The sequence below is a fragment of the Pseudomonas sp. ICMP 8385 genome (assembly GCF_002699915.1).
Taxonomy (GTDB): domain Bacteria; phylum Pseudomonadota; class Gammaproteobacteria; order Pseudomonadales; family Pseudomonadaceae; genus Aquipseudomonas; species Aquipseudomonas gessardii.
Genome location: NZ_LKBY01000113.1, coordinates 1 through 25,146, shown reverse-complemented (window position 1 = coordinate 25,146; position 25,146 = coordinate 1). Strand labels below are relative to the sequence as shown.

Below are 25,146 nucleotides of genomic sequence, written 5' to 3'. Positions count from 1 at the left end.
GCGTTCAGAGCGACGTGGCTGCGTTAGTTATATAGCCAGGCGCGCTCCGTTGCACGAGTTACGCCAAGATGGAGAACCCCACACTTTCTCGATTGCGATGAAACTGTTAGCGCCATTCGTGGGTTTTTCCATGGGCAGGGAACGCACACCATGGGCCGCAACGCACCCTTTCCTGCCGATTCCCGGAGCTTTTCATGCACCTCAAGCACGCCTTTATCTGGCCTGCCCTGGCCTTGTCGATTGCCATCAACAGCCAGGCGGCTCAGGCCCAACCGATACCCAGCGAGCAAACTATTGGCACCATCGAGCAGGTGTTCGCCTTCCATGACGCCATGCCCACCGGCGTCAGCGTTGCCGAAAACGGGCGGATCTTTGTCAATTTTCCACGCTGGGGCGACACGGTGCCGTTCACCGTGGGTGAGCTGCGCGATGGCCAGGTCGTGCCTTACCCTGACCTGGCCATGAACCAGGCCGACCCGAAAGACCCGGCCAAGGGTTTTATCAGCGTGCAAAGTGTGGTGGCCGATGGTCGCGGGCGGATCTGGATACTGGATACTGCCGCCCCCGGTTTCGCCTCGCCAACGCCCGGCGGTGCCAAGTTGGTGGCCGTCGATCTGGCCACCAACAAAGTGGTCAAGACCCTGGTGTTCCCGAAAAACGTGATGCTGCCCAACACCTACGTCAACGATATGCGTTTTGACTTCCGGGTGGGCGATGAAGGGGTGATCTACATCACCGACTCGGCCCTGAGCGGTCCCGGGGCGATCATCGTCATGGACATTGCCAGCGGCACCGCCCTACGCCGCCTCAGCGGTGCCACCTCGACCTCGGTAGACCCGAATTTCGTGCCCAAGGTCGAAGGCCAGGTCTTGCAGGTTCGCAACACCGACGGCAGCACCCGTCCGTTTGCGGTAGCGTCCGATGGCATCGCCCTGTCTGCCGACGGCCAGACGCTGTACTTCTGCCCGCTGTCCAGCCGCCATCTGTACTCGGTACCCACCGCGTTGCTGCGCGACACCTCGGTCAGCGAAGCGCGGCTGGATATGGCGGTCAAGGACTTGGGGGAAAAAGGCGCTTCCGATGGCCTCGAAGCCGATGCCTCCGGCGCCCTGTATGCCGGCGACTACGAACACAACAGCGTGCACAAACGCCTGGCGGATGGACAGTGGCAGACCATCGTCCACGACCCACGTGTGCTCTGGCCCGACACCCTGTCCATCGGGCCGGACGGTTACCTGTATTTCATGGCCAACCAGTTGCATCGCCAGGGCATCTTCCACGCAGGTCGCGACTTGCGCCAGAAGCCCTACAGCCTGCTGCGCGTGAAGATTGATGCGGCGCCGGCACCCACCCTCTAGCCCCGTGATCAGCCGTACCTCTTGGAGGAAGCAACATGCGCAGACACCCACCCCGGCGCCCGGCGAAAACGCTGACCGTGACCCACCAGGACTTTTCCCTGGCCAATATCGCCAGCGGCTCGCGTGTGGTGCGCCTGGGCGTCACCGATCTGTCCTTCCATCGCGCCACCGCCGCCGTGGTGGCGCTGGTCCTGCAGCGCATGGGCCTGACTGTCGAACGGCAATATGCCCTGCACGAAGTGAATTTCGAGCGCTTGCGCGAAGGCGCCATCGACATGTTGGCCTCGGCCTGGCTGCCATGCAGCCATGGTGTGTACCGACAGGCCATGCCCGTCCGTGAACTGGGCCTGCATTACCAGCCCTATGCCATGTGGGGCGTGCCCGACTATGTGAGCGAGGCAGATGTGGCATCCATCGACGACCTGCTCAAGCCCGAGGTTCGCGCGCGCATGCACCCGCTGATCCAGGGGATCGGGCTGGGCGCAGGGATTACCCGGTTTTCCCTGAAAATCATGGACGAATACGGCTTGAGCAACGCCGGCTATCAATTTCGCACGGGCACTCAGGACGATTGCATCGACGCCTTTGAGGCCCTGTACCGCCAAGGGCACTGGGGTATCGTGCCGTTGTGGCATCCGCAGTTCCTGCACCACCGCTATCGTATCCGCGAATTGAAGGACCCCAGGGGTTTGCTCGGCAATGTGGATCGGGCGGTGCTGCTGGCGCGGGAAGATCGCCTGGCGTTGCTGACCCGTGCAGAGATTCAGGTGCTGGATAATATTCGTCTGTCGAACCCGGTCGTTGCCGAGCTGGATGATGCATTCAACCGGGGTGAACGCTCGGCGGATGAGGCGGCCAGGGAGTGGCTGGCGCGGCATCCGCAGATTCTGCGCGGGTGGCTGGCACCGGTGAGCTGACAGAAGACGGGCTGCTGCGCAGTTGTTCCAGCAGCGTTTCACTGGCACAGTGCAAGTGCGCTCTGCCCCTGCGTCCCTGCAGGGTAATAGCCCGGGTCAGTCGTACTCGACAATCCCCAGTTGCTTGGCCATGAACAGCTCATTGCGCTCGACGATTTCCTCGACCACTTTGCCTTCGGCATTGAACCGGAAGTACGTCAACGCGCTCCAGGCCAGGTCTTTGCCGCTCACATCAAACCCATGCCAGGTGTTGGAGCCCTTGGCGTGATGCATCAACGCAACCACCACCACATCAGCGGCCACCACTTCTTTTTGGAAGGTTGTCTCGATCGACTCGTAGCGCTCGGTCACGTTCAGGCGCAAGGCCTGTTTGAACGGTTCGACACCGACGATAGGCGCCGGACAATCGGGGCGATGAACCACCACATCATCGGCAAAAAATTCCGCTACGCGCTCAACATCCTTACCGTCGACGCAATACTTGAAGTACTTTTTCACCACATCCAGATGCTTGCTCATTTCGACTCCAATCAAGTTTTTCCCTGCACTCAACGGCTAGACTGGCAGGGGCAAAAAAAGCTTAACGGTCGGCATAAACCTGAAAAATGCTGTAACTGGAAAACACCCTTGCGTGCAGTGGAGCAATGCTGATGGATCGCTGGACCGAATATGAGTTGTTTGTAAAGGTCGCGGAACTGGGCAGCGTGACCAAGGCCGCAGACGCCCTGGACCTGTCCAGTGCGGCGGCCAGCCGGCACTTGGCGGCACTGGAGAATCGCCTGGGCGTGAGGCTGATCGAGCGCAGCACCCGGCGCTTGTTCGTCACCGAAGTCGGCAAGGTGTTCTACACCAATTCCAAGGCCGCCCTCACGGCGATGCAAGGCGCGACCGAGGCCGTCAGCGCGAGCAAAAACCATCCGCATGGGGTGTTGCGTGTGACCGCATCCTTATCCCTGTGCCTGCAACATATCCTGCCGCTGGTGCCCAAGTTCAAGGAGCAGTACCCGGATGTGCGCCTGGAGATCGTGGCCGAGAACCGCTACCACGACATCATCGACGACAACATCGACGTCGCCCTGCGCACCCGCGACAGTGAGCCGGACTCCAGCCTGGTGATCCGCCGCCTGACCGATACCCGACGCATACTGGCTGCCTCGCCGGACTACCTCGAGCGTTGCGGTCGCCCGCTACATCCGCAGGCGTTGGCCGAGCATCAACTGTTGCTCTACACCTACGCCACCGATCCCTATGAGCTGACGTTCCAGCGCGAAGACCAGACCATCACGGTGCCCGCCACTCCGGCGCTGGAATCCAACGACGGCTATCTGTTGCGCGCGGTTGCGCTGCAGGGCCTGGGCATCCTCGCGCAACCCACCTATGTGATCCACGACGATATCGTCGCCGGGCGCCTGGTGCCGATCCTCAGCGAGTGGAACCTGCCCCGCCTGGAAATCAACCTCGTCTACCCCTCGCGACGCCACTTGCCGGCCAAGACCCGGGTGTTTATCGATTTTATCGTCAAGGAGTTCCAGCACCTGGATTGAACCGTCGCGCTCAGTGTTGGATCACTGCTTTGAGTACCGTCTTGAAGGTCTCCAGTTGCTCAGCGCTGAATTGGCTGAAGACTGTGTCCTGCTGCTCACGGGCGATGGTCCACAACGCCTCGGTTTCGTCGATGCCCTTGGTGGTGAGTTTGACCCGGTCCTGATCGTCGCGGACCAACGCCTTGCGCTTGAGGTTGTTCACCGCCTCTTCGATCTCACGCACCGGCATTGCCACTTCGCGCTGTAGTTCTGCCAGGCTCAGGCCGGCATCGTTCTCCAGCACCATCAGCATGCGCGCTTCACTGGTGCGCAGGCCGGTGGACAGTTGGCGCGGTTGGTAACTGGCCTGATAGGCCCGCAGCGCCTGGGTCATCAGGTAGTAGAGGTTATGGCTCAGGCGGCCCTGAAAATGGCTGCTGGGGGGCTGGCCTTCCTCGCGCCGGGTCATGCGGGTGTGCGGCAGCACCATGGAATAGGCACCCTGGTGATACAACAACGGCGAGCGGCCGCAGTCGTCGAAGGCCACCACTTTGCCAATCATGATCCAGTGGTCACCCCCGTCTACCTGCTGGTACTTCTCACACTCAAAACGGGCCGAGCAGTCAGCCAGCACCGGCGCCCCACCCTCACCGGCCTGGTACTCGACATCGGCAAAGCGGTCTTCCCTGGGCCGGGCAAAGTTGTTCGACAGCTCGATCTGATCGGCCGCCAGCACATTCACCGCAAAGTGCGTAGCGCTTTCAAACACGGCGTGGCTGGTGGAGCGTTTGTCGATGCTCCAGAGGATCAGCGGCGGGTCCAAAGACACCGAATTGAAGCTGTTGGCGGTCACACCGACCTTGCGCCCGCTGGCGTCGGCGGCGGTGACCACGGTGACACCGGTGGCGAAATTGCCGAGGGCGCGGCGAAACGCGCGGCTATCGATTTTGTTTTCAGTAGACATGCAAGGCTCCCGGGTGGGCCGATGGCCCCACCCTGATTGTTCTTATAGGTAAGCGTGGCCTGCTCAGACCATTGCCGGGTCCGGCTCCAGGCCCATCAGTTCACGGCCCAGGATCTGTGCGCAAACGTCATAGTCGGTGTAGGCATGGGCCCCAGCGAGGTGAACGTCGCGGAACAGGCGCTGCAGTTCGTTGGTTTCAAACCAGGCGCCACCGCCCGCCGCCTCCATCAGCCGATCCACCGCCTGGATGCACATTTTGGTGGCGTAGCCCTGGTTGGTCCGCCAGAACGCCAGGGTGCCGCGGCTTGGGTATTCATGGCGCGCGCTGTGCTCGGCGATCTCGTCCCAGCTTTTTTCCAGCAAGGCCCGTGCAGCGGCCACCTGGTGAGTGGATTCGGCCAGGCGCATCAACGCCGGGGTCGCAGCACCGACGGCCGCACCGGTATAGGCCCGCACGCGGTTTCTGGTTTTTTCACGGAACACCTCAAGCATGCGCTCGGCGATCCCCAGGCTGACCGTGGAAAAACCGCTGGCAAAATACGGACGGTACGGCGCGAAGAAAATCCTGCTGTCGGGATACAGGCCAAAGCCCGCCGACTGGCCTTCCATCATGTCCTTGGCCTTCTGGATACGGTGCTCGGGCACAAAGGCCTGGTCAACGAGCAAGGTCTTGCTACCGCTGCCGCGCATGCCCACGGCATACCAGTCGTCACGAATCTGATAGTCACTGCGCGGGAGCACGGCGAAGCAATAATCCTGGGTGCCTTCGGCGTTTTTGCGGCGAAAGCCCATGATCGCCCACTCAGCATGGTCACAGCCCGAACTCCAGCCCATCTCGCCGCTGAAGGTCACTCCACCCGGCACTTCTTCGGTACGGCCGAACGGCGCGATGCTGCTGCTGGCCGTGGCGTCGGGGTCGTTGCCCCAGACTTCATCCTGCAACTTTGCCGCAAACATCGCCATCTGATGACTGTGGGTACACAGCAGGCTCATGGCCCACGCGGTGCTCGCACAAGAACCGGCCAACAGGGCAATGCACTGGGCAAACTGTGGCAGGGAGATTTCCATGCCGCCGTACTTTTTCGGCAAGAACGCCCGGTGCATGCCGATGCCCTTGAGCAACGCGATATTCTCGGCAGGCACGCTGCGGTCTTTCTCGGCGGCGAAGGCATTGGCAGCGATGGTGGGCAAGACCGACTTGAGGTCTTCGAGCAGAGGGTTTGGCTTTTTCATGGGCGGTCTCTTTATTATTGGATATCCCCATTCCTGGCCGGCCTGTGCCCTGCTCACTCGACAGGAGGCTTAAAACAACCGGGAACGTTCGTAATGACGGGCCCAGTATGTGGCGCTTGGTCGCAGCGCAAAATGCACGTTCCAGATGGAAGATGGTACTTTTCATGGCCCACAGAAAAGCCGCCGCAAAAACTGCGACGGCTTGGCCGGGGTGGAACATTTCGCGCTCAACCACCGAAGATCCAATATGGGAGCTGGCTTGAACTGCGATAGCGTCGGTACGACCAATATTGATANTTGATATTGACTGATCTGCCGCCATCGCAGCCTCGCTAAAGCTCGACAGCTCCCACATTTGATCCGGGTGACACCAGGACTCAGCGCATGATCTTGTCGAGCCAAATCCCTGTGGGAGCTGTCGAGCCCCGGCGAGGCTGCGATAGGATCGACTCGGTCCACCTGCAAAACCGAGGTGCCTGCATCGCAGCCTCGCTAAAGCTCGACAGCTCCCACATTTGATCCGGGTGACACCCAGGGCTCAGTGCACTGTCCCTTGTCGGTCCGAATCCCTGTGGGAGCTGTCGAGCCCCGGCGAGGCTGCGATAGGATCGACTCGGTCCACCTGCAAAATCGAGGTGCCTGCATCGCAGCCTCGCTAAAGCTCGACAGCTCCCACATTTGACCCGGGTGACACCCAGGGCTCAGTGCACTGTCCCTTGTCGGTCCGAATCCCTGTGGGAGCTGTCGAGCCCCGGCGAGGCTGCGATAGGATCGACTCGGTCCACCTGCAAAATCGAGGTGCCCGCATCGCAGCCTCGCTAAAGCTCGACAGTTCCCACAAGAGCCCGCGGGCCTTAGCGATAGCGCTCAAGCCAGTGCGCGTACGGCGCCGGCAGGGTCCAGGAGGCTTTGTCCACGCCCAGTTCCTTGGCGGCGAAGTATGCCCAGTGTGGGTCGGCCAGGTGCGCGCGGCCCACGGAGACCAGGTCCAGTTGACCGGCCTGCAGCGCGCCTTCGGCCAGTTGTGGCGTACCAAAACCCCAGGCCGAGGTGACCGGCAAACCGGCTTCGCGGCGGACGCGCTCGGCAATCGGCCCCATAAAGGCCGGGCCCCAGGGGATCGCGGTGTCGGGGATGGTAAAGCCGACACTGACGCTCAACAAATCCAGGCCGCCGGCCTTGAAGCGCCGGGCCAGTTCGATGGATTCCTCCAGGGTCTGCTCGTCGCGCCCGTCATATTCGAGAACCCCGAAACGCGCGGTCAGTGGCAGGTTTTCCGGCCAGACTTCACGCACCGCCGCGAGGGTTTCCAGCAGGAAACGGCTGCGGTTATCGAAGCTGCCACCGTAGGCATCGGTGCGCTGGTTGGAGTGTTCGGAGAAAAAGCTCTGGCCCAGGTAACCGTGGGCAAAATGCAGTTCGATCCATTCAAAACCGGCGTCGCGAGCACGCCGTGCGGCCTCGACGAAGTCCTGCTGCACCCGGGCGATATCGTCCAGGGTCATGGCCTGGGGAACCGTCGGCAGGTTCGCGCCAAACGCGATCGCCGAGGGGGCCAGGGTTTGCCAGCCACGGGCGTCACCGGCGGGGATATGGTCGTCACCTTCCCACGGGCGGTTGGCGCTGGCCTTGCGCCCGGCGTGGGCGATCTGGATACCGGGCACCGAACCTGCCGCCTTGATCGCTTGCACCATGGGCACAAAGGCCTGGGCATGGGCATCGCTCCAGATACCGGCGCAACCAGGGGTGATACGGCCTTCAGGGGCCACGGCGGTCGCCTCGACTACCACCAGGCCGGCACCGCCACGGGCCAGGCCGGCGAGGTGGACATGATGCCAGTCGTTGACCAGGCCGTCTTCGGCCATGTATTGGCACATCGGCGGAATGGCGATGCGATTGCGCAACGTCACGTCTTTGAGCGTGAAGGGTTCAAATAATGCAGCCATGGGAATGCTCCTGAAACGAGGGTGATGTTTGATTCGATAGTTCGATCTTAATCGAACTATGGTAATCAATGCCAGCCCTGTTATGATTCGCCGCATGCGAGCATTCAAACACCCCGCCCCCGAAGACCTGACCCTCGAACGCCTGCTCTATGCGTTGAGTGACCCGGTGCGCCTGGACATTGTGCGCTGCCTGGCCGACGTGGAAGAGGCCAGTTGCGGCGAGCTGGACGGCGGGCGGCCGAAGTCCAGCATGTCTCACCACTTCCGGGTGCTGCGCGATGCCGGGCTGGTGCATACCCGCAGCGTTGGCACCAGCCATATGAATTCGTTGCGGGCGGATGTGCTGGCCGCGCGGTTTCCCGGGTTGCTGGAGAGTATTCTGGCCCAGCAATGAGTCTTGCACGATCGCTTGCCAGCGCCTGCGACCTAATCCGTGCAGCCCGCGATCAACTCACCGATCGCCTGGGCATTCATCGGCACACTGAGGTAAAAGCCCTGCGCTTCATCGCACTGCACATCCTTCAACGCCTTGAGCTGGTCGATGGTTTCCACGCCTTCGGCGGTCACCGTCAGCGACAGCGCGCGGCCCAGGCCGACAATCGCCTGGATGATCGACTGATCGCCACCGCTGGCGTTCAACCCACGGATAAAGCTGCGGTCGATCTTCAGCCCATCGAAGGGGAATGAACGCAGGTAACTCAGTGATGAGTAGCCGGTGCCAAAGTCATCCATCAGCAAGCGCACGCCCAGGGCCTTGAGGCCTTGCATGATGTTCAAGGCCACTTTTTCGTCGTTGAGCATCACGCTTTCAGTCAACTCCAGCTCCAGCCGCGCCGGGTTCAAGCCGGTCTCGACCAGCACCGCCTTGACCCGTGCCACCAAGTGCCCGCGCTGGAACTCGGTGGAGGACAGGTTGACCGAGATCATCACCTCCTCAGGCCAGCCAGCGGCCGCCCGGCAGGCCGTGTACAGCACCCAATTGCTCAACGGCAGGATCAGCCCGGTTTCCTCGGCGATGGGGATAAACACATCAGGCCCCAGCAACCCGCGCCTTGGGTGCTGCCAACGCACCAAGGCCTCGGCGCCGGCCAGGCGCTTGTCTTCAATGCGGTAGCGCGGCTGGTAATCCAGGCGCAGCTCGCCGTTCTTGATTGCCTGACGCAAATCGGCTTCCAACTGGCGCCGCTCGATGATGCGTGCGTTCATGTCGCCCGCATAAAAACGCCAGGTATTGCGTCCTCCGTCCTTGGCCTCGTAGAGCGCGATATCGGCATAGCGCAGCAGTTCTTCGGCCTGGATCGCATCGGCCGGCGCCATGGCAATCCCAATACTGGCACTGATAAATACTTCGTGCTCGGCGAGGTAAAACGGCTGCTCGATGCCATCGATCAGGCGCCGGCACAAGCTTTCCACCTCCAGCGGCGAGCTCATGTCGGCCACCACCAACATAAATTCATCACCGCCTATGCGCGCCACCAGATCGTCACCGCGCAGGCAGCCCTGCAAGCGCCGGGATACCTGGTTGAGCACATCATCACCGGCGGCGTGCCCCAGCAGGTCATTGACCGGCTTGAAGCGATCAAGGTCGATACTGAGCATCACCAACGGCCTTTCCAGGGTCGGCACCGCCTTGAGTTTGCCTTCCAGGAACTCTTGCATGCGCGTGCGGTTGGCCAGGCCGGTCAAGGCATCGTGTTGCGACAGGTATTCAATGCGTCGCCGTGCCTCGACCTCTTCGGTGATATCGCTGGCCGTGCCCCGATAGCCCTGGCCCGGGATCTCACGCACCGACAGCCGGCAGATGCGCAGTTCCCCGCCGCCACACAGGTAACTGCACTGTACGATGGCATTCGGGCGACGGGCATGGTCCTTGAACCAGGCGGACAACAGGCCCTGATCCGACGTCAGCAGGTCATCCGCCGCCAGCCCCAGCCATTTGGCCCCGACAAGGCCGGTGATCACGTCAAAACGTTCCGACAGGTAGGTAAACCGCAGTTGGGTGTCCACCTCCCAGATCCAGTCGGAGGCCGCCTCGGCCACATCGCGAAAGCGCTCCTCGCTCACCGCCAGCGCGGCGCGACTGGCCTGCAGGGTCGCGTAGTTACTGTCCATGACCCGCGCGGCGGCGGTGCTGCGGCGCTGGATAACCCAGGCCATCAGGGTAAAGATCAGGCCGGCAACAATCACCAGTGGCACGACCAGCACCAGCAATTGGTGCCCAGGGTCATCCGAAGTCCATTGCACAACGCCTGCATTGTCCCTGAGGCTCAAACTCAACACGCCCGCAGCTACCCCACCAGCCGGGACAACCCGCAAATCCTGCACACCAAACTCCTGGCCCAGTGCAACCAGCCGTTGCGGCGCAAGCTTGGCAATGAAAATCAACACCGCGGCGGGCCCCGCCTCGGCCTTCACGTTCGGATCGATGCCCGGCGTAAGCGCTGCGGCGGCCAGCACCGCCAGCGTGCCGTCTGCCTGAACCAGGCGGCTCAGCGCTTGACCGTTGACGGCGGCTTCCCGGGCCTGGGCCAGCAGGGGCTCGATCGGCATCGGCAACCAGTCCTGCACCGCAACGGCCTGCAACTGGCCTTCAATCACCGAATACACCGTGCGGCCGCTGGCATCGACCACAAAGACCCCCTCGAAGCCCAAGTCGGTAAATAGCGTCGAGCCCAGGTTTTGTCGGGCAAATGCCCAGTCCACATCCACCTGCTGATGCAGGTGGATGTAGGCATCTCCCCAGAACGCATAGTCCTTGACCGTAGAGGCAGCGACCTTTTCAACAGACTGCAGGGCGTTTTCGATATCGATCCGAGTGTGCTCGCCGGCATCGTGGTTCAGGTGAGCGGCAATCGAGACCAGCAACACCCCGACCAGCAGAAACATGGCCAGTAACAGCAGCGAACAGGCGAGCAGATAGGCCCGTGCGGTGGAGAGATTGGAAACTTTGCCTTTGAGCAACGACTTGGGATCAATGTTGAGCTTTTCCATAGCACTCCAGGTGCCGTGACGACCTAAGAACCCGCACCGAAAATCACACCACGCACCCCGGGGTGCGCGACTACCTGCCCATAGACAATAGACAATTTTTTGTGTTCCATCGAAGTTCAGGGTTTACCCAGCACCTTGCTGAAACGCTGAGCAGCCGGTTGCAACCAGCGCGCCTGCACCAGCAATGGGGTCACCGCAGCACCCGGTTCGACCTGCCCGTCCACCTGCAAACGCTGCGAGGCGGCCTCAACCTTGAAATGGTGCTCGCCAGGCCGTTGCACATCCGCCAACAGCCGCAGCCCATCCCGGCATTGCAGCGCGATCCGGGTGTCGCCCAGGTTGACCAGCCACGGGCTCAACACTGCCAGGTCGTGCCCCAGCAATTGGCCTTCGGCCCGCAGGCAACTCATTCCCGCGCCATCGACCTGCAATCGCCCTTCCCAACGCCCATCCAGCACAAACATCGGCGCGGGCCAGGCGCTGACTGCGCGCGGTGCCAACTGCGCCTGCCAGTTCCACGGCCAGCCGTGAACCGACAACGCCCAGATGCGCTGTTGAAAGCCCAGGTTGACCTGCGCCGCCCACGGCCGGATCTTCCACGCCACCGGCCCCAGCGCACCGACGCGAGCCGCACGGCCAGCCCACAGGCTGCCCGCGACGCCGCTGGGCTGCCAGCCGGTCGGCCATGGCAACTGACGGGCAACGAAGGCCGCCGGCAACTCCAGCAGCACGGTCAGGCTGAACACCAAAACGCCCCAGAGAATGAGCGCGCGACTCATGGCCGCGCCGCCACGTCCAGGCTGAAGGCATAACCCTGGCCGCCGCCCTGCTCCAGGCTCCACTGCACGGGTCGCCCCCCTTGCTCCTGCACGGTGCGCAACAGTTGCTGTAGGGCCTGGGGGCCGGGCAGTTCGCCCTGCAATTGCCAGCGATCGCCCTGTTGTTCGACCCGGGTCAGTACCCATTGGCGCGACACGGCCAGGGCCTGCCATTGCTCGTTGGAAAACACCGCCGGCGGCGGCAGTGCGCCAGCCTGTTGCGCCAGCGCCTGCCACTGGCGTGCCTCCTGCCAGGCCGCCAGCAGCGGGCGTGTCAACAGCACCAGCAATAACAGCAGCACCGTTGACCAGCCGGCCAGCAAGCCATAGCGCCGCTTGGCCGGCAGTTGGTTGAAGTGGGCCAGGTACGCCTGCATCCGTGCCTTCATGGTTGCTCTCCCAGCTCAAAAGTCAGGTGCAATTGACCGGCGGCACTTTGCGCCTCGTCAAGCCATTGGGCGCCAGCAGCCTGGGCCATAGCCTGCCACTCGGCGGGCAACGGCCGCGGACCATTGCCGCGCAAGGCCAGGCGCCAATGGCTGCCGTCCAGTTCGATGCGCACCACCGACCAGTCCGGCTGCTGTTGCAACCAGGCCGAAAATGCCTGCTCCAGGGCCACGATCTGTTGCTGACGCACCTGCCAGTCGCTCGCCTCAGCCTGCACCCGCGCCAGCGCCGCACGCGCCTGTTGCAGGCTGTTCGCAGGCCCGGTCACCGCCCTGACCTGCGCCTTCCAGCCCTCGATCTGGCGCAGGCTCTGCCCCAGATACAGCGCACTCCAACAGGCGGCCAGTACCACGCAACCCAGCAGCAAACGGCGCTGCATCCCACTCATCAATGGGGCCCGCTGCGGGTGGGCCGGCCGCGTGTTCTCCAACACACTGGGCACCTGTTCCAGGCGCGCCAGACGCGACGGCCAGTCACCCTCAAGCGTCTCGGCAGGCAAGTCGCGCCAGGCCTGGGGCAGGCGTTCACCCAACACCGGCGGCCACACCAGCCATTGCCGGGAGTGCGCTTTAAGGCAGCGCACCTGCGCACGCCGCCACTCCACCACTTGCCCCGCCTCGGGTGGCGGCAACAACTGCAACTCCGCCCAGCCGTGGGTAATCTGCAGCCCAAGCGCGGCGCACTCGGCCAGCCATTGCTGGACCTGCTGGCGCTGCATCACCAGCAACTCCAGCTGCCCGGCCTCGCGGGACAGGCAACTGACCAGCAATGCTTCGGCGGGCTGCTGCGCATACTCCTCGAACAATTGCGGCCACTCGTGGCGCTTGAGCCCCGGCGGCGCCGGCAGGCAGAAATGGCTGCAATCGAGCGCTGGAATAATCAAGGCGCCCGGCAGTTGCAGCAGCGCGGACGGTGGCGGCCAGGTGCCGCTTGCGCAAGCCTGTTGCGCGCTGTAGTGCAACCACTGCCAACGGCCCTCGGCGGTGGCCGGCGGGCGCACCAGCAACCATTCCCGTGGCTTGGCGCGCAGACGTTCAAACATGCCTGCGCTCCGGCTCATGGCTGGGTATCGGGCAAGGCAAAAGTGCAGACATAAGGGGCTCCATGGTGCTCGAACTCGATCCGCACGCCGCGATTGGGCTGGGCGGCAACAGTAGAAGGAAAGGCCAGCCAGCGCGTGCCCTGGTAAAAACTGAATGTGGCGCGCTCGACCGGCGCCAATGACGCCTTGAGCTCCCAGCGCGGCTTGTCGGCGGCGTACAGGTCGGCCGAGGCCCACAGCTCCAGGCGCTGCTGGCGCCCATCGAACACCAGGCGTTGGCGTTGCACCCGCGATGCGCCCTCGGCCGGCGGCCAGGCGCCCAGGGCCACCCACTGCAATTGTCCAAGGCCCGGCTGCCACTCCAGCCAGGCCAGGTCCAGGGGCAGGCGCTGCTCGTACAACTGGCGCAACACCAGGGCGTCGAAGCGGCGCTCCAGGGCCATGCAGAACTCCAATACCTGAGGTTCGCTGCCCGGCTCCTCCAGACGCTCACGCACTTTGACCCAGCCATTGACCAAGGCCGCCAGTAACACCCCGACCACCGCCGTGAGGGCCATGGCCACCAACAGCTCGACCAGGGTCAAGCCGCGCTGCGCGGACTTCATGGACGCACCAGGAACAGACTGAACTGGCCCAGGGGCTGACGCTGCTGGGGATCGGCAAATAAGCTCAACTCACCCCGGCGCAAGCGCTTGACCCCGGTATTGCCCAGGGTCAGTTGCCAATGACAGGTGGCATGCCCCTGGCGCAGCTCGCCGCTCACCGCATTGATCTGCGGCCAGTACTGCTCCACGCCAAACCGCGCCTCCAGCTCCCGTGCGCACAAACTGCCGAGGCGATGTTGGGCGACGGCCTGGTGGGTCGCGATGCGCTGGCGCAGCAACTGGCTGACCATCACCGCCATCAACGCGGCAATCCCCAGGGCGACCATGACTTCGAGCAAGGTAAACCCCTGTTGGCGCTTCATGGCAGGGTCGCGATATGCAAGGTGTTGTCCGTTTGCCATTGCCAGCGCTCGCGGCCCTCGGCCCAGCGCCAGGTGAGTGACACCGGGCGCGCCAGCCCCGAGGGGGTGAACATCACCTGGGGCTCACGGCTCACCGGCCAGTCCGGTTGCAAGCCGGCCGGCCACGGCGCGGCGCGCGACGGTTCGATCTGCCACCCAGGCGTGCCCCGCCCCGCCTGCCAGCGCACGAATTCAGGGCTGCGGCCATTCCAGCGCAAGCCCAGCAACTGCCCGGCATGCCGGGCCTGGGCGGCCTGGCTGCGCGCCTCGTTGGCCAACTGGGCCAGGGCCTGGCGCATCGGCGCCTGGCCGGCATCCAGGTAGGCCACGCCCAGGGCACTGAACAAGCCGACGATCAACAACACCACCAGCATTTCCAGAAGCGAAAACCCACGACTGCGCGGCATGCCTAGAGGTCCCAGTTACCAATATCGGCATCCGTGCCTTCGCCGCCTTCCTGGCCATCGGCGCCCAGGGAAAACAGATCCACCCGGCCATGCTGCCCGGGCGTGCGGTAGCCATAGGCATTGCCCCACGGGTCCTGGGGCAGGCGACGGATGTAGCCGTCGGCGCGCCAACTGCGCGGCAGCGGCTCCAGGCTCGGCTTGCTGACCAGGGCCTGCAAACCCTGCTCGGCGGTGGGGAACCGCAGGTTGTCGAGGCGGTACATATCCAGCGCCTGCTCCAGGGTCGCCAGGTCGGCCAGGGCCTTCTGGCGCATGGCTTTGTCCTGGCTGCCGAGCACACTGGGGGCGACCACGGCGATCAGCAGGCCGATGATAAAAATCACCACCATGATTTCCATCAGGGTGAAACCGCGCTCGCGACGCTTGACTACAGGAATGCCACTCATGGCGTGCTTCTCCATTTTCAGGTTGTCTAGGTTCAAAGGCTCAGGCCCTGATTGAGCTGCATGATCGGCAGCAGCACGGCCAGCACGATGAACAACACCACCGCGCCCATCAGCAGAATCATCAGGGGTTCGAATAACGCCAGCAGCAGGTCGACCTGACGTGCAAACCCACGCTCCTGGTTGTCGGCCACGCGCTCCAGCATGTCGGGCAAGGTGCCGCTGGCCTCGCCGCTGGCGACCATGTTCAACAGCATCGGCGGGAAGTGCCCGCTGGCACTCAGGGCGCGGTACAGGGTCACGCCGCCTTCGACCTGCTCACGCACCGCCTCCAGGGCCTGGTGGATCTGCCGGTTGCCCACCGTAGCGGTGGCCACCTCCAGGGATTCGAGCAACGGCACGCCACTGCCCAGCAAAATCGCCAGGCTGCGCGAGACCCGGGCGCTTTCCAGCACCGCCAACAGCACGCCGATGCGTGGCAGGCGCAACGCCAGGCGGTCGCGGCGCAAACGCCATACCGCCTGGCGCAACAACAGCCGCGCGCCCAGCGCCAGCAGCAAGCCCAGCCCCAGCAACCACGGGCCGAGCATCACCAGGCCCTCGCTGGCGCCGATCAGCACCCGGGTAATCAGCGGCAGGCTTTGCCCGGTGTGGCTGAACTGCTCGGTGAGCTTGGGCACCACAAAAGTCATCAGGCCGATCACCACCGCCAGCGACACCAGGATCAGCACCGCCGGGTAGATCAACGCCGTGCGCGCCTTGTGCCGCTGCTTCTGCACTTGTTCCAGGTGCTCGGCCAGGCGCTCCAGGACCGGCGCCAACTTGCCCGAGCGCTCGCCAGCCTCCACCAGTGCGCAATACAGGGTGTTGAACTGCCCGCCCTGGCGCCGCAGGCTCTGGGCTAGGCTCAAGCCCTCGCCCAGGGCGCCGCGCACCGCCACCAGCAGGTTGCGAATCGCCGGTTCCGCCAGTTGGCGTTCCAGGGTGGCCAGGGCATCCACCAAGGGGATGCCGGCACTCAAGAGCGTGGCCAACTGGCGGGTCAACTCGCACAGCTGGCCATGGTTCAAGCGTTGCCCGCGCGGGCTCGACAGGCTTGCGCCCTGCACCTGCAACTCACGGGCAAACAGGCCCTGCTCACGCAGCAGTTGCCGGGCATGGCGCTCGCTTTCGGCCTGGATGCTGGCTTTGCGGCGATTGCCGCGCAGGTCCAGCGCCTGGTAGCGATAGGTCGGCATCAGTCACGCACCGCACGCAAGACCTGCTCCAGGCTGGTGTCGCCACGGCGCAGGCAGTCGGTGGCCATGGCGGTCAGGCTCTGGCGTTTGTCGGCGAGGTATTCGTGCATGGCCGCTTCGCTGGCGCCGTCGTACAGCAGGCTGATCAAGCCGGCATCCAGGGTGATGAATTCGTAGAGGCCGATCCGCCCGTGGTAGCCACTGCCCTGGCAGTCATCGCAGCCCTGGGGGTGAAAGCTTTGTTCAAGGGTTGCCAACTCCGGCCACAGCTGACGCTCAGCCGCCTGCAACGGCGCCGGCGTTGCGCAATGGCACAAACGGCGCACCAGACGCTGGGCCATCACGCCCTTGAGGCTGGAGGCGATCAGGAACGGTTCGATGCCCATGTCGCGCAGCCGGGTGACCGCGCCCACCGCGCTGTTAGTGTGCAGCGTCGACAGCACCAGGTGCCCGGTGAGGCTGGCTTGCACGGCAATTTGCGCGGTCTCCTGGTCGCGAATTTCGCCGAGCATGATCACGTCCGGGTCCTGGCGCAGGATCGCCCGCAGGCCGCTGGCGAAGGTCATGCCGGCACGGGGGTTGATCGCGGTCTGGCCGATGCCGGTAATCGCGTATTCCACCGGGTCTTCGACGGTGAGGATATTGCACGAGCCGTCGTTCAGCGCATTGAGGCTGGCATACAGCGTGGTGGTCTTGCCCGAGCCTGTGGGCCCGGTGCTCAGCAAAATCCCGTTGGGCCGCGACAGGCAGGCGCGCAACGCCTGCTCCACATCGGCGGGCATGCCCAGGTTATTCAGGTCCAGCAGGTTGGCCTGCTTGTCCAGCACGCGCATCACCACGCGCTCGCCATGGATGCCAGGCAAGGTCGAGACGCGGATATCCACCTCGCGCCCGCCGGAGCGCAGGGTGATGCGCCCGTCCTGGGGCTGGCGTTTTTCGGCGATATCCAGGCGCGCCATGACCTTGATCCGCGACACCAGCATGGCCGACAAGGCCCGTGGCGGGCGCAGGATTTCGCGCAGATGGCCATCGACCCGCAGGCGCACCACCAGGCTCTGCTCGAAGGTCTCGATATGGATATCCGAGGCCCGCAGGCGCAGGCCTTCGGCGAACAGACCGTTGATCAGGCGGATCACCGGCGCCTCGTTGTCGCTCTCCAGCAGGTCTTCGATACGCGGCAGTTCGCTGATCAGGCTGTCGAGATCGACCTGCTCGCCGATGCCCTCGATCAACGCCGCCGTGGCCGACTCGCCGGCCTGGTACAAGGCGCCCAGGCGCCGTTCGTACTGGGCCGGGTCAAGGTGCTCGACCGCCGATGGCAAGCCATGCACGCGCAACACTTCCTGCAAGGCGTCGGTGTCGACATCCTCGCGCAGGCACAAAGTCCAGCCTTGCGCGCCAGGCGCCCGCGCCAGCCCCGCCTGGCGTGCCAGTCGATACGGCAACAACGTGCTCACCACACGCCCTCGTCGAGGCGCTCGCGGCTGGCCGGGAACAGGCGCAGCAAGGCGTTGTTGTCCGAGATGGCGGGCAATGCCAGGTTCGAGCCGGCCTTGAGGTTGCGGTATTTCTCGCTGCTCAATTGGGCCAGGGTCTCGCCGTCGCGCATGATCCGCGGGCGGATAAACACCATCAGGTTCTGCTTGGTGCGCTGGCTGGCGTTGGAGCGGAACAGCCGCCCGACCCCGGGGATATCGCCGAGCCACGGCACCCGCTGGTCACTGTTCTTGGCCTCGTCGCCGATCAGCCCGCCGAGCACCACCAGGCCGTTGTCTTCGACCATGACCTTGGTCTTGATCTCGCGCTTGTTGGTGATCACATCGCTGGCGCCGGTGCTGTCGGCAATCGACGAGACCTCTTGCACAATGTCCAGGCGCACGGTGTTGTCGATATTGATCTGCGGCTTGATCCGCAGCTTGATCCCCACCTCCTTGCGCTCGATGGTCTGGTAGGGGTTGGTGTTGTTCTGCGTTACCGAGCCCGTCACAAACGGCACTTCCTGGCCCACCAGGATCGATGCCTCGGCGTTGTCCAGGGTCAGCAGGGTCGGGGTCGAGAGCAGGTTGAAACCGCTTTCGCTTTTCAGCGCATTGAGCAGCGCAATAAAGTTCAGCCCGCCGCCATTGAGCTTACCGAAGCCTGCGGTCGCCCCCGGCACATTGGCCAACAGCTTGCCCAGGCCTGCGGTGTCGCCGCTGGCTGCGGCCCCCGCCAGGCCGGCGATGCTCGTCCCGCCATTGGTAAAGTTCACCGCGCCGCCACCAAACGAGTCGCCCAGAAACAGCCATTGCACCCCCAGCTCCTGGGCGCGGGTGTCGGAGACTTCGGCGATGATTGCTTCCACCACCACCTGGGCGCGGCGGATATCCAGTTGTTCGACGATGGTGCGGTAGGCGGCGATTTCGCTGTCCGGGCCGACCATCACCACGGCATTGGTGCCCTCCTCCGATTCCATGCGGATCCCCGAGGCGCTGGCCGCCATCTGCTTGGGCGCGCCTTCCGTGGGCACGCCTTCGCCAGCGGCACCAGGGGTGTCCTGGCTCAAGCCGCGCAGCACCTTGACCACCTCAGCCGCATTGGCATGGCGCAGGTACATCACCACGGTGTTCGACGGGCGCAAGGCATTTTGCGGCTGGTCCAATTGCTTGAGCAGCGCGCGCACCCGCTGGCGGCTATCGGCACTGCCGCGCACCAGCAACGCATTGCTGCGCGGGTCGGCCACCACCTGCGCACCATCGGCGCCCTGCTCGCGGGCCAGCAGACGGGTCATCAGTTGCGCGGTGTCGTTGGCGCTGGCATTGACCAGGGGCAGCACTTCCAGAGGCTCCTGGCTGACCTGATCGAGTTGTTGCAACAGGCTGTCGATACGGTCGAGGTTGCTGCGCCAGTCGGTGATCACCAGCAGGTTGGCCGACGGGTATGGGCTGATCACCCCGACCCGGGGGTCGATCAGCGGCTTGAGAATATTGAGCATCTGTTCGCTGGCAGCATTGCGCACGCTGAATACCCGGGTGGCCATGCCGTCGTTGGCTTGCGCAGCCTGACGCGTAGATTCCACCGGCACCGGCTCCAGGCGCGCGGCCTGGTCCGGCACGATCTTCACACTGCCATTGGGCAGGTTGACGGCGGCAAAACCCTGGGCGCGCAATTGGGCGAGGAAGATGTCATAGATAGCCTCGCTGCCGAGCATATCCAGGCTGCGCACCGTGACCTTGCCCTTGACCCGTGGGTCGATGATGAAGGTGGTGTTGGTGATGCGCGACACGCTGTCGATAAAGTCACTGAGTTCGGTGTCGATGAAGTTCACTTCATACAAGGCCGGCGCGTCTTCGGCGTGGGCCGGGGTCACGCTCAAGGCCAGGCACAATGCGCTCAGGCCCAGGCATTTATTGATCATGTGCATCGTCGGTTCATTCCTTGCGCTTGAGGCCGATCACCGGTCGCTCAGTCGGCCATGGCAAGCGCTCGCGCTGCCCTTGATTGTCGAAAATCAGCCCGCGTTCATCGATGTCCTGCAAGACGATGCCCGGGGCCAGGCGCTGACCCAGGGTCAGCGTGCGTTCTTGTTGCCGGTAGCGCAGCACCAACACCGTGGCGCGCAACGGCGTGGCCTTGAGGCTGCCCAGGTAATCGACCTTGAGCGTGGTCAACGGCAGGTCGTCGCTGGGTGCCTGGCGTGGCGTCCAGTGGTTGCTCAACAGGTCGGCGACCGGCGCCGCTGGCGCGTAGGGCACGACCGGCTGGGCGATGCCGTGCCACAGTTGCAGCACACATTGCGCCGCCAGCCAGGCCAGCAGCGTTGCCAACAACAGGTTGCTTGCACGGCTCAAGTGGCCAGGCTCCGTGGATGCCACCCCGGGTGTCCCTGCACATAGCGCACTTCGGGCAGTTGCAGCGGCGCCAGTTGCCAATCCGCCGGCTGCTCGCGCAACCAGCCTTCAAGGTGTTGCCACAGCGGTTGCCCAGCCTCGGCGGCAAAACCCAGGCCAAAGGTGCGGCAGGTGCCGACAGGTTCGGCAAACTCACTGACCCGCTTGCCGCCCGGGCTATAGGTGACCTGCCAGGGCTGGCCGAGCCAGCGCGGCAAATCCTGGCTGTTATCCAACAGCAGTGGCTCGCCAAACAGTTGCTCGGCGCCGTTTTCCAGGACCTGGCGCACCTGCTGCGCCGGGACATCCACCACCGGCGCCGGGTAACTGGCACTCAGGCTGATCAGGTGTTCGCGGGTAATCATCTGGCCACGGGCCAGGGGGCTGTCGTAGCGCAGGCCCGGCAGCAGTACCGCGCTCTTGGGCTCGCGGGCCAGGGCCTGGTGCAACAGGCGGTCCCAACTGCCGGCGCGCACATCGCGGCGCCAGAGGTTTTCCGGGGCCTTGGCCAGGGGTTGGTCGAGCCAGGCGGCATGGGCGGCGCGCTGTTGCTGCAAGCGTGGTTGCAGGCGCTGGGCGTGGGCCTGGGCGGTAGCGTCCAACGCGCTGGCCTGGGCCGCAAAGAAGCGCGCCTCAAAGCGCCATTGCCCCGCCTGCGCCTGGCAGCGGATGCGGAAGGCGCCGCTGGCCCGGGTCCCGCCCAGCACCACCGGGACACGCTTGCCGGAGCTTTGCAGGATCTCTACCGGTTGCGGCCACAGGTCCTGGCCACGGGCACACAGCATCAGGTCCACCTGGCTCAGGCGCTCGGCCAGCCAGAACCCCGGCCCGGTGCCGACATCGGCCAGGGCCACCACCAGGTCGGCTTCTTCGCGGGCCTGGGCGAGCACCGGTTGCAGGCTGTGCAACCATTGTTTCAAGGAGGCTTGCTGGTCCCGTGCATAAGGGTCGGTAATGCCGACCACGGCGATGCGCACGCCGCCCCGGCGGAACACCTGCATACCCGGGGTGGCCAGGCGTTGCGCCTGGTTGCTGGCCAGCCCGGCGCCCAGCACCGGCTGACCGAATTGCTGGTACAGGCCCTGGCATTGTTCGGGCCACAGCACGCGCTCGTCGCTGCTGACCCGCACCTCGCTACCGAGCAACTGGCTGCCCTGGACCCCGGACAAGCCACGGGTCAGGTAGGCCAGGCCGCTGCCGTTCCAGCACTGGCCGTTTTCCAGGGTCAGGCTATTCTCAGGCCCTGCTTCATCGCGCAGGCGTTGCAACACGGCACCGAGTACCGCATAGCCACCGGTTTGCACACCGTCACTTAAGGAGGCATCCAGCAGGCCATCCAACGAGCTGCCATCAGCCTGGCGAAAACGCGCATTGGCCCCGGTAATCCACGGCGCCTGGCCGATCCGTGTCGCCGGCCCCAGGCGGGTGGCGGGCACGACCGGGCGACCCGGCAGGCGGGCATCGAGGGTGTCGGCAATGTACAGCAGGTCGACCGGCTGGCTGTCCGCAGGCCCCGCCGCAGCCCCCCGGCTAGAGCAGCCGGCCAGCCACGGCGCACAGGCGCCCAGCGTCATCCATCCCAATACATCGCGCCGCACCATTGAAGCCATTGTTCTCTCACCCTGAGGCTAACTGCTTTAAGGGCGGCATAGTGGGGGTCAATTAATGACGGTTTAATGTCAGTTTTTTAACAGGAGTGAAATATGCAAACCTGCAACAAAAAGAAATAAAAAAATTAAACTTAAATACATTTTTAACAAAACCGACCGCGAATCATCATATTCGGCTCTTAGAGTTCGGGCTCCTTTCAAAAATCGTGATCTACAAAGGACCTGATGAAATGAGTCGAGAGACTGGCGACAACCAGAATCGCAACCTGAGCCTCAATGAGCCGATGGAATCGGTACTCACGGCCTACCTGAGCCGCCGCAGTGTGGTCCGGGGCGGGCTCGGCGCCGCGATCGCCATGATTGCCGGCACCGGCCTGACAGGCTGCTTTGACAGCGGCGGTGGCTCTGACCACGACACCCCGACCGAACCCGGCAAGCCGGCATTGAAACTGGGCTTCAACTCGATCCCCGGCTCGCGCACCGACGGCTGCACCGTGGCGGCCGGCTACACCGCGCACATCCTCGCGCCCTGGGGCACACCGCTTAACAGCAATGCGGCTGCGTGGAAAAGCGATGGCACCAATACCTCGACCGACCAGGCCAACTCGGTCGGCATGAACCACGATGGCATGCGTTTCTTCCCGATCAATGGCAGCTCCACTGACGGCCTGATCGCGATCAACCACGAATACATCGAACAGTCCGAACTGCACCCCAACGGCGCGACCCTGATCGGCGGCGTACGCCCGGTGGAAGAAGTGCGCAAGGAAATCAACGCCCACGGCGCGGGCGTGATGCGCGTGACTAAAGTCAACGGCCGCTGGCAGGTGATGGAAAACGACCCGCTGAACCGTCGCTTCACCTCGGCCACGCTGATGGATCTGGCGGGGCCGATGAAAGGCACCGAACACGTCAAGACCAAGTTTTCGCCAACCGGCACCCAGACCCGTGGCACCAACAACAACTGCGGCAATGGCTACACGCCGTGGGGCACCTACCTCACCTGCGAAGAAAACTGGCCTGGGATTTTCGTCAACCGCAGCGGCAACCGCCCGGCCGACCAGGTACGCATCGGCGTGGGCACCAGCAACGGCAACTATCGCTGGGAGAGCGTCGCAGGTGACCCCAGCGAAGTGAATGGCGAGTTCAGCCGTTTCAACGTCACCCCAAGCGGCGCCACGGCCACCGACGACTACCGCAACGAAGCCAGCACCTATGGCTACATCGTCGAGATCGACCCGTACAACGCCGCGACCCGCGCCGTGAAACGCACCGCGCTCGGCCGTTTCCGCCACGAAGGTTGCTGGCCGGGCCTGACCACCGCCGGCAAGCCAGTGGTGTTCTACAGCGGCGACGACTCGCAGAACGAGTACCTGTACAAATTCGTCTCCACCGCCTTGTGGGATCCGGCAGACGCCAACCCCAGCGATCGCCTGGCCACCGGCGCCAAGTACATGGACAGCGGCAAACTCTACGTGGCGCGCTTCAATGCCGACGGCAGCGGCAACTGGTTGCTGCTCGACGTGGCCAGCCCGACCGTGGATGGCAGCACCCTGGGCGCGAAGTTCACCGACCTGCCGGGGATCATCCTCAACACCCGTGGCGCAGCCGACGCCGTGGGCGCGACGCCGATGGACCGCCCGGAATGGACCTCGGTCAACCCACTCAATGGCGACGTGTACCTGACGCTCACCAACAACACCAGCCGCACCGTGGCCAACGCCGCCAACCCGCGCGTAAACAACAAGCACGGGCACATCATTCGCTGGCATGACGCCGATAACCAGGTGGCCTTCACCTGGGACATCTTTGTGTTTGGCGCCAACGCCGCCGGCGCCCCGGACCTCAACCGCTCGGGCCTGACCACACTGAACCAGTTCGCCAGCCCCGACGGCATGACCTTCGACAGCCGCGGCGTGATGTGGATCCAGACCGACAACGGCGAAAAAACCCTGACCGACTACACCAACGACCAGATGCTGGTGGTGATCCCCACCAATATGGTCGATGCCCAGGGCAAGCAAGTGCCGGTCAATGCACAGAACCAGGCGGACCTGCGGCGCTTCTTCGTAGGGCCCAATGGTTCGGAAGTGACCGGGGTGACCTTTACGCCGGACAACAAGACGGTGTTTATCAACATCCAGCATCCAAGCAACTGGCCATCCACCAATGTGGCGACCGACGTCACCGTGGGCAAGGTGCGGGCGCGGGCATCCACCGTGGTAATCCAGCGGGCCGATGGGGGGGAATTGGCCATCTGATAGCGAGGCAGGAGCCGGCCTGGTTCCCGCCTCACTGGCCTTGTGGGAGCTGTCGAGTTCCGGCGGGGCTGCGATGACGAGGTCATGGCCAGCATTGATGTTGGCTGACCCACCGCTATCGCAGCCTCGCCGGGGCTCGACAGCTCCCACAGTTGCTTTGGGGTGCACTCAAAATCAACCTGTGGGATCACTGCCACACCACAAAGCAAATGTGGGAGCTGGCTTGCCTGCGATAGCGGTCTAGCAGCCGGCAAAAAATGCTGACTTCACCACCGTCATCGCGGGCAAGCCCTAATGCCAGTCAGTTAAGAAATTGACTTCTCCGCCAAGCAATAATAGAAACGGGCTCTGTTTTTATGAGTTCGTTTCATGTGCCCTAATGCCAGTCAGTTAAGAAATTGACTTCTCCGCCAAGCAATAATAGAAACGGGCTCTGTTTTTATGAGTTCGTTTCATGCCCCTCCAAAACGATCTTCAAGAAGTTACCAAGCTCAATCCAATCTCCTTTGAACGCTTTGCACAATTGATTGATCCTGCATGGATTGAACAGGCTCTCGTGTCGACCGGTACGGTCTCTATTCGCCGCAGTAGTTACCAAGCTCAATCCAATCTCCTTTGAACGCTTTGCACAATTGATTGATCCTGCATGGATTGAACAGGCTCTCGTGTCGACCGGTACGGTCTCTATTCGCCGCAGGCGCTTGCCGGCCGAGCGTATCGTATGGTTGGTGGTCGGTTTGGCCTTGTTCAAAAATGAACCGATTTGGCTCATCGTGCAGCAGTTGGGACTGGCGCTGGGCGAAGCCAAGGTGCCCGTGTTCGTATGGTTGGTGGTCGGTTTGGCCTTGTTCAAAAATGAACCGATTTGGCTCATCGTGCAGCAGTTGGGACTGGCGCTGGGCGAAGCCAAGGTGCCCGTGTCCAGTGCCGCCGTTCAAGCCCGACAGCGCCTTGGAGAGGCGCCATTGGCGGTGCTGTTTGAGCAATTGGCCCAAGCATGGGGTGGTGTCGAGCAGCCGCCTTCAGCCGGTTTCTTGGGGTTGCGTAGCTTCGCCGTCGACGGCGTAGTTTGG

Annotated in this window: 24 protein-coding genes; 7 read left to right on the top strand and 17 right to left on the bottom strand. The window is 63.6% G+C overall.

Annotated features, from left to right (window positions below):
- Positions 1 to 194 precede the first annotated feature (194 nt).
- A complete protein-coding gene (locus tag AO268_RS20535) occupies positions 195 to 1,358 on the top strand; it encodes an L-dopachrome tautomerase-related protein (RefSeq protein ID WP_099169660.1) in 1,164 nt (387 codons plus the stop codon).
- 35 nt (positions 1,359 to 1,393) lie between these two features.
- Positions 1,394 to 2,275 (top strand): glycine betaine ABC transporter substrate-binding protein, encoded by an 882-nt coding sequence (locus AO268_RS20530; RefSeq protein ID WP_099169659.1) that lies wholly within the window; start codon positions 1,394 to 1,396, stop codon positions 2,273 to 2,275.
- Between the two features lie 96 nt (positions 2,276 to 2,371).
- On the opposite strand, the gene AO268_RS20525 is transcribed toward AO268_RS20530, so the two are convergent.
- On the bottom strand, positions 2,372 to 2,794 hold the full coding sequence (locus AO268_RS20525; RefSeq protein ID WP_076963692.1) for an ester cyclase: 423 nt from the start codon (positions 2,792 to 2,794) through the stop codon (positions 2,372 to 2,374).
- A 131-nt stretch (positions 2,795 to 2,925) separates the two neighbouring features.
- Here AO268_RS20525 and AO268_RS20520 point away from each other — a divergent pair, with 131 nt between their 5' ends.
- Complete coding sequence (locus AO268_RS20520) at positions 2,926 to 3,819, top strand: LysR family transcriptional regulator (protein WP_076963748.1); 894 nt, start codon at positions 2,926 to 2,928, stop codon at positions 3,817 to 3,819.
- Between the two features lie 10 nt (positions 3,820 to 3,829).
- Here the strand turns inward: AO268_RS20520 and AO268_RS20515 are convergent, their stop codons facing one another.
- The 3 genes from AO268_RS20515 to AO268_RS20505 form a co-directional block, all read right to left on the bottom strand.
- Positions 3,830 to 4,762, bottom strand: coding sequence for a p-hydroxyphenylacetate 3-hydroxylase reductase component (locus tag AO268_RS20515; protein ID WP_099169658.1), 933 nt, complete (start codon positions 4,760 to 4,762; stop codon positions 3,830 to 3,832).
- Between the two features lie 63 nt (positions 4,763 to 4,825).
- Positions 4,826 to 5,995 carry a p-hydroxyphenylacetate 3-hydroxylase oxygenase component gene (locus AO268_RS20510; RefSeq protein WP_099169657.1) on the bottom strand — a complete coding sequence of 390 codons (1,170 nt, stop codon included), beginning with the start codon at positions 5,993 to 5,995 and terminating at the stop codon, positions 4,826 to 4,828.
- An 854-nt stretch (positions 5,996 to 6,849) separates the two neighbouring features.
- On the bottom strand, positions 6,850 to 7,941 hold the full coding sequence (locus AO268_RS20505) for an NADH:flavin oxidoreductase/NADH oxidase (RefSeq protein ID WP_076963695.1): 1,092 nt from the start codon (positions 7,939 to 7,941) through the stop codon (positions 6,850 to 6,852).
- A gap of 58 nt (positions 7,942 to 7,999) precedes the next feature.
- Between AO268_RS20505 and AO268_RS20500 the strand changes: the two genes are divergently transcribed.
- A complete protein-coding gene (locus AO268_RS20500; RefSeq protein ID WP_076963696.1) occupies positions 8,000 to 8,335 on the top strand; it encodes an ArsR/SmtB family transcription factor in 336 nt (111 codons plus the stop codon).
- A gap of 32 nt (positions 8,336 to 8,367) precedes the next feature.
- Here AO268_RS20500 and AO268_RS20495 read toward each other — a convergent pair whose 3' ends face one another.
- The 13 genes from AO268_RS20495 to AO268_RS20435 form a co-directional block, all read right to left on the bottom strand.
- Positions 8,368 to 10,932, bottom strand: a complete 2,565-nt coding sequence (locus AO268_RS20495) for a bifunctional diguanylate cyclase/phosphodiesterase (RefSeq protein ID WP_099169656.1) — start codon at positions 10,930 to 10,932, stop codon at positions 8,368 to 8,370.
- 116 nt (positions 10,933 to 11,048) lie between these two features.
- Positions 11,049 to 11,711: a general secretion pathway protein GspN gene (locus tag AO268_RS20490; RefSeq protein ID WP_099169655.1), complete on the bottom strand. Its 663-nt coding sequence runs from the start codon at positions 11,709 to 11,711 to the stop codon at positions 11,049 to 11,051.
- Positions 11,708 to 12,139, bottom strand: coding sequence for a type II secretion system protein GspM (gene gspM / locus AO268_RS20485; protein WP_099169654.1), 432 nt, complete (start codon positions 12,137 to 12,139; stop codon positions 11,708 to 11,710). Before gspM ends, AO268_RS20490 begins: the two co-directional genes overlap by 4 nt.
- The gene (locus AO268_RS20480) at positions 12,136 to 13,239 is read right to left on the bottom strand and encodes a type II secretion system protein GspL (protein ID WP_099169653.1); all 1,104 of its coding nucleotides are present in this window, start codon (positions 13,237 to 13,239) and stop codon (positions 12,136 to 12,138) included. Before AO268_RS20480 ends, gspM begins: the two co-directional genes overlap by 4 nt.
- A gap of 14 nt (positions 13,240 to 13,253) precedes the next feature.
- Complete coding sequence (locus tag AO268_RS20475; protein WP_099169652.1) at positions 13,254 to 13,844, bottom strand: PulJ/GspJ family protein; 591 nt, start codon at positions 13,842 to 13,844, stop codon at positions 13,254 to 13,256.
- Positions 13,841 to 14,206 (bottom strand): type II secretion system protein, encoded by a 366-nt coding sequence (locus tag AO268_RS20470; RefSeq protein WP_076963702.1) that lies wholly within the window; start codon positions 14,204 to 14,206, stop codon positions 13,841 to 13,843. The genes AO268_RS20475 and AO268_RS20470 overlap by 4 nt, the downstream gene beginning before the upstream one ends.
- The gene (gspH, locus tag AO268_RS20465; protein WP_099169651.1) at positions 14,203 to 14,652 is read right to left on the bottom strand and encodes a type II secretion system minor pseudopilin GspH; all 450 of its coding nucleotides are present in this window, start codon (positions 14,650 to 14,652) and stop codon (positions 14,203 to 14,205) included. Before gspH ends, AO268_RS20470 begins: the two co-directional genes overlap by 4 nt.
- A gap of 2 nt (positions 14,653 to 14,654) precedes the next feature.
- Complete coding sequence (gene gspG / locus AO268_RS20460) at positions 14,655 to 15,098, bottom strand: type II secretion system major pseudopilin GspG (RefSeq protein ID WP_076963704.1); 444 nt, start codon at positions 15,096 to 15,098, stop codon at positions 14,655 to 14,657.
- Positions 15,099 to 15,130: 32 nt separating this feature from the next.
- On the bottom strand, positions 15,131 to 16,333 hold the full coding sequence (gene gspF / locus AO268_RS20455; protein WP_099169650.1) for a type II secretion system inner membrane protein GspF: 1,203 nt from the start codon (positions 16,331 to 16,333) through the stop codon (positions 15,131 to 15,133).
- On the bottom strand, positions 16,333 to 17,781 hold the full coding sequence (locus AO268_RS20450; protein ID WP_083743079.1) for a GspE/PulE family protein: 1,449 nt from the start codon (positions 17,779 to 17,781) through the stop codon (positions 16,333 to 16,335). The genes gspF and AO268_RS20450 overlap by 1 nt, the downstream gene beginning before the upstream one ends.
- A gap of 5 nt (positions 17,782 to 17,786) precedes the next feature.
- Entirely contained in the window at positions 17,787 to 19,736 is a 1,950-nt protein-coding gene (gspD, locus tag AO268_RS20445) for a type II secretion system secretin GspD (RefSeq protein WP_099169649.1), read from the bottom strand.
- Positions 19,737 to 19,743: 7 nt separating this feature from the next.
- Positions 19,744 to 20,163, bottom strand: coding sequence for a pilus assembly protein PilZ (locus tag AO268_RS20440; RefSeq protein WP_099169648.1), 420 nt, complete (start codon positions 20,161 to 20,163; stop codon positions 19,744 to 19,746).
- Entirely contained in the window at positions 20,160 to 21,812 is a 1,653-nt protein-coding gene (locus AO268_RS20435) for a lipoprotein UxpA (protein WP_076963707.1), read from the bottom strand. Before AO268_RS20435 ends, AO268_RS20440 begins: the two co-directional genes overlap by 4 nt.
- Positions 21,813 to 22,042: 230 nt before the next feature.
- Here AO268_RS20435 and AO268_RS20430 point away from each other — a divergent pair, with 230 nt between their 5' ends.
- The 3 genes from AO268_RS20430 to AO268_RS20425 form a co-directional block, all read left to right on the top strand.
- On the top strand, positions 22,043 to 24,073 hold the full coding sequence (locus AO268_RS20430) for a PhoX family protein (protein WP_099169647.1): 2,031 nt from the start codon (positions 22,043 to 22,045) through the stop codon (positions 24,071 to 24,073).
- Positions 24,074 to 24,527: 454 nt separating this feature from the next.
- Positions 24,528 to 24,692: a hypothetical protein gene (locus tag AO268_RS32770; RefSeq protein WP_176561398.1), complete on the top strand. Its 165-nt coding sequence runs from the start codon at positions 24,528 to 24,530 to the stop codon at positions 24,690 to 24,692.
- A gap of 13 nt (positions 24,693 to 24,705) precedes the next feature.
- Positions 24,706 to 25,146, top strand: a 441-nt coding sequence (locus AO268_RS20425) for a transposase domain-containing protein (protein ID WP_176561397.1), incomplete at its 3' end; no start/stop codon positions are given.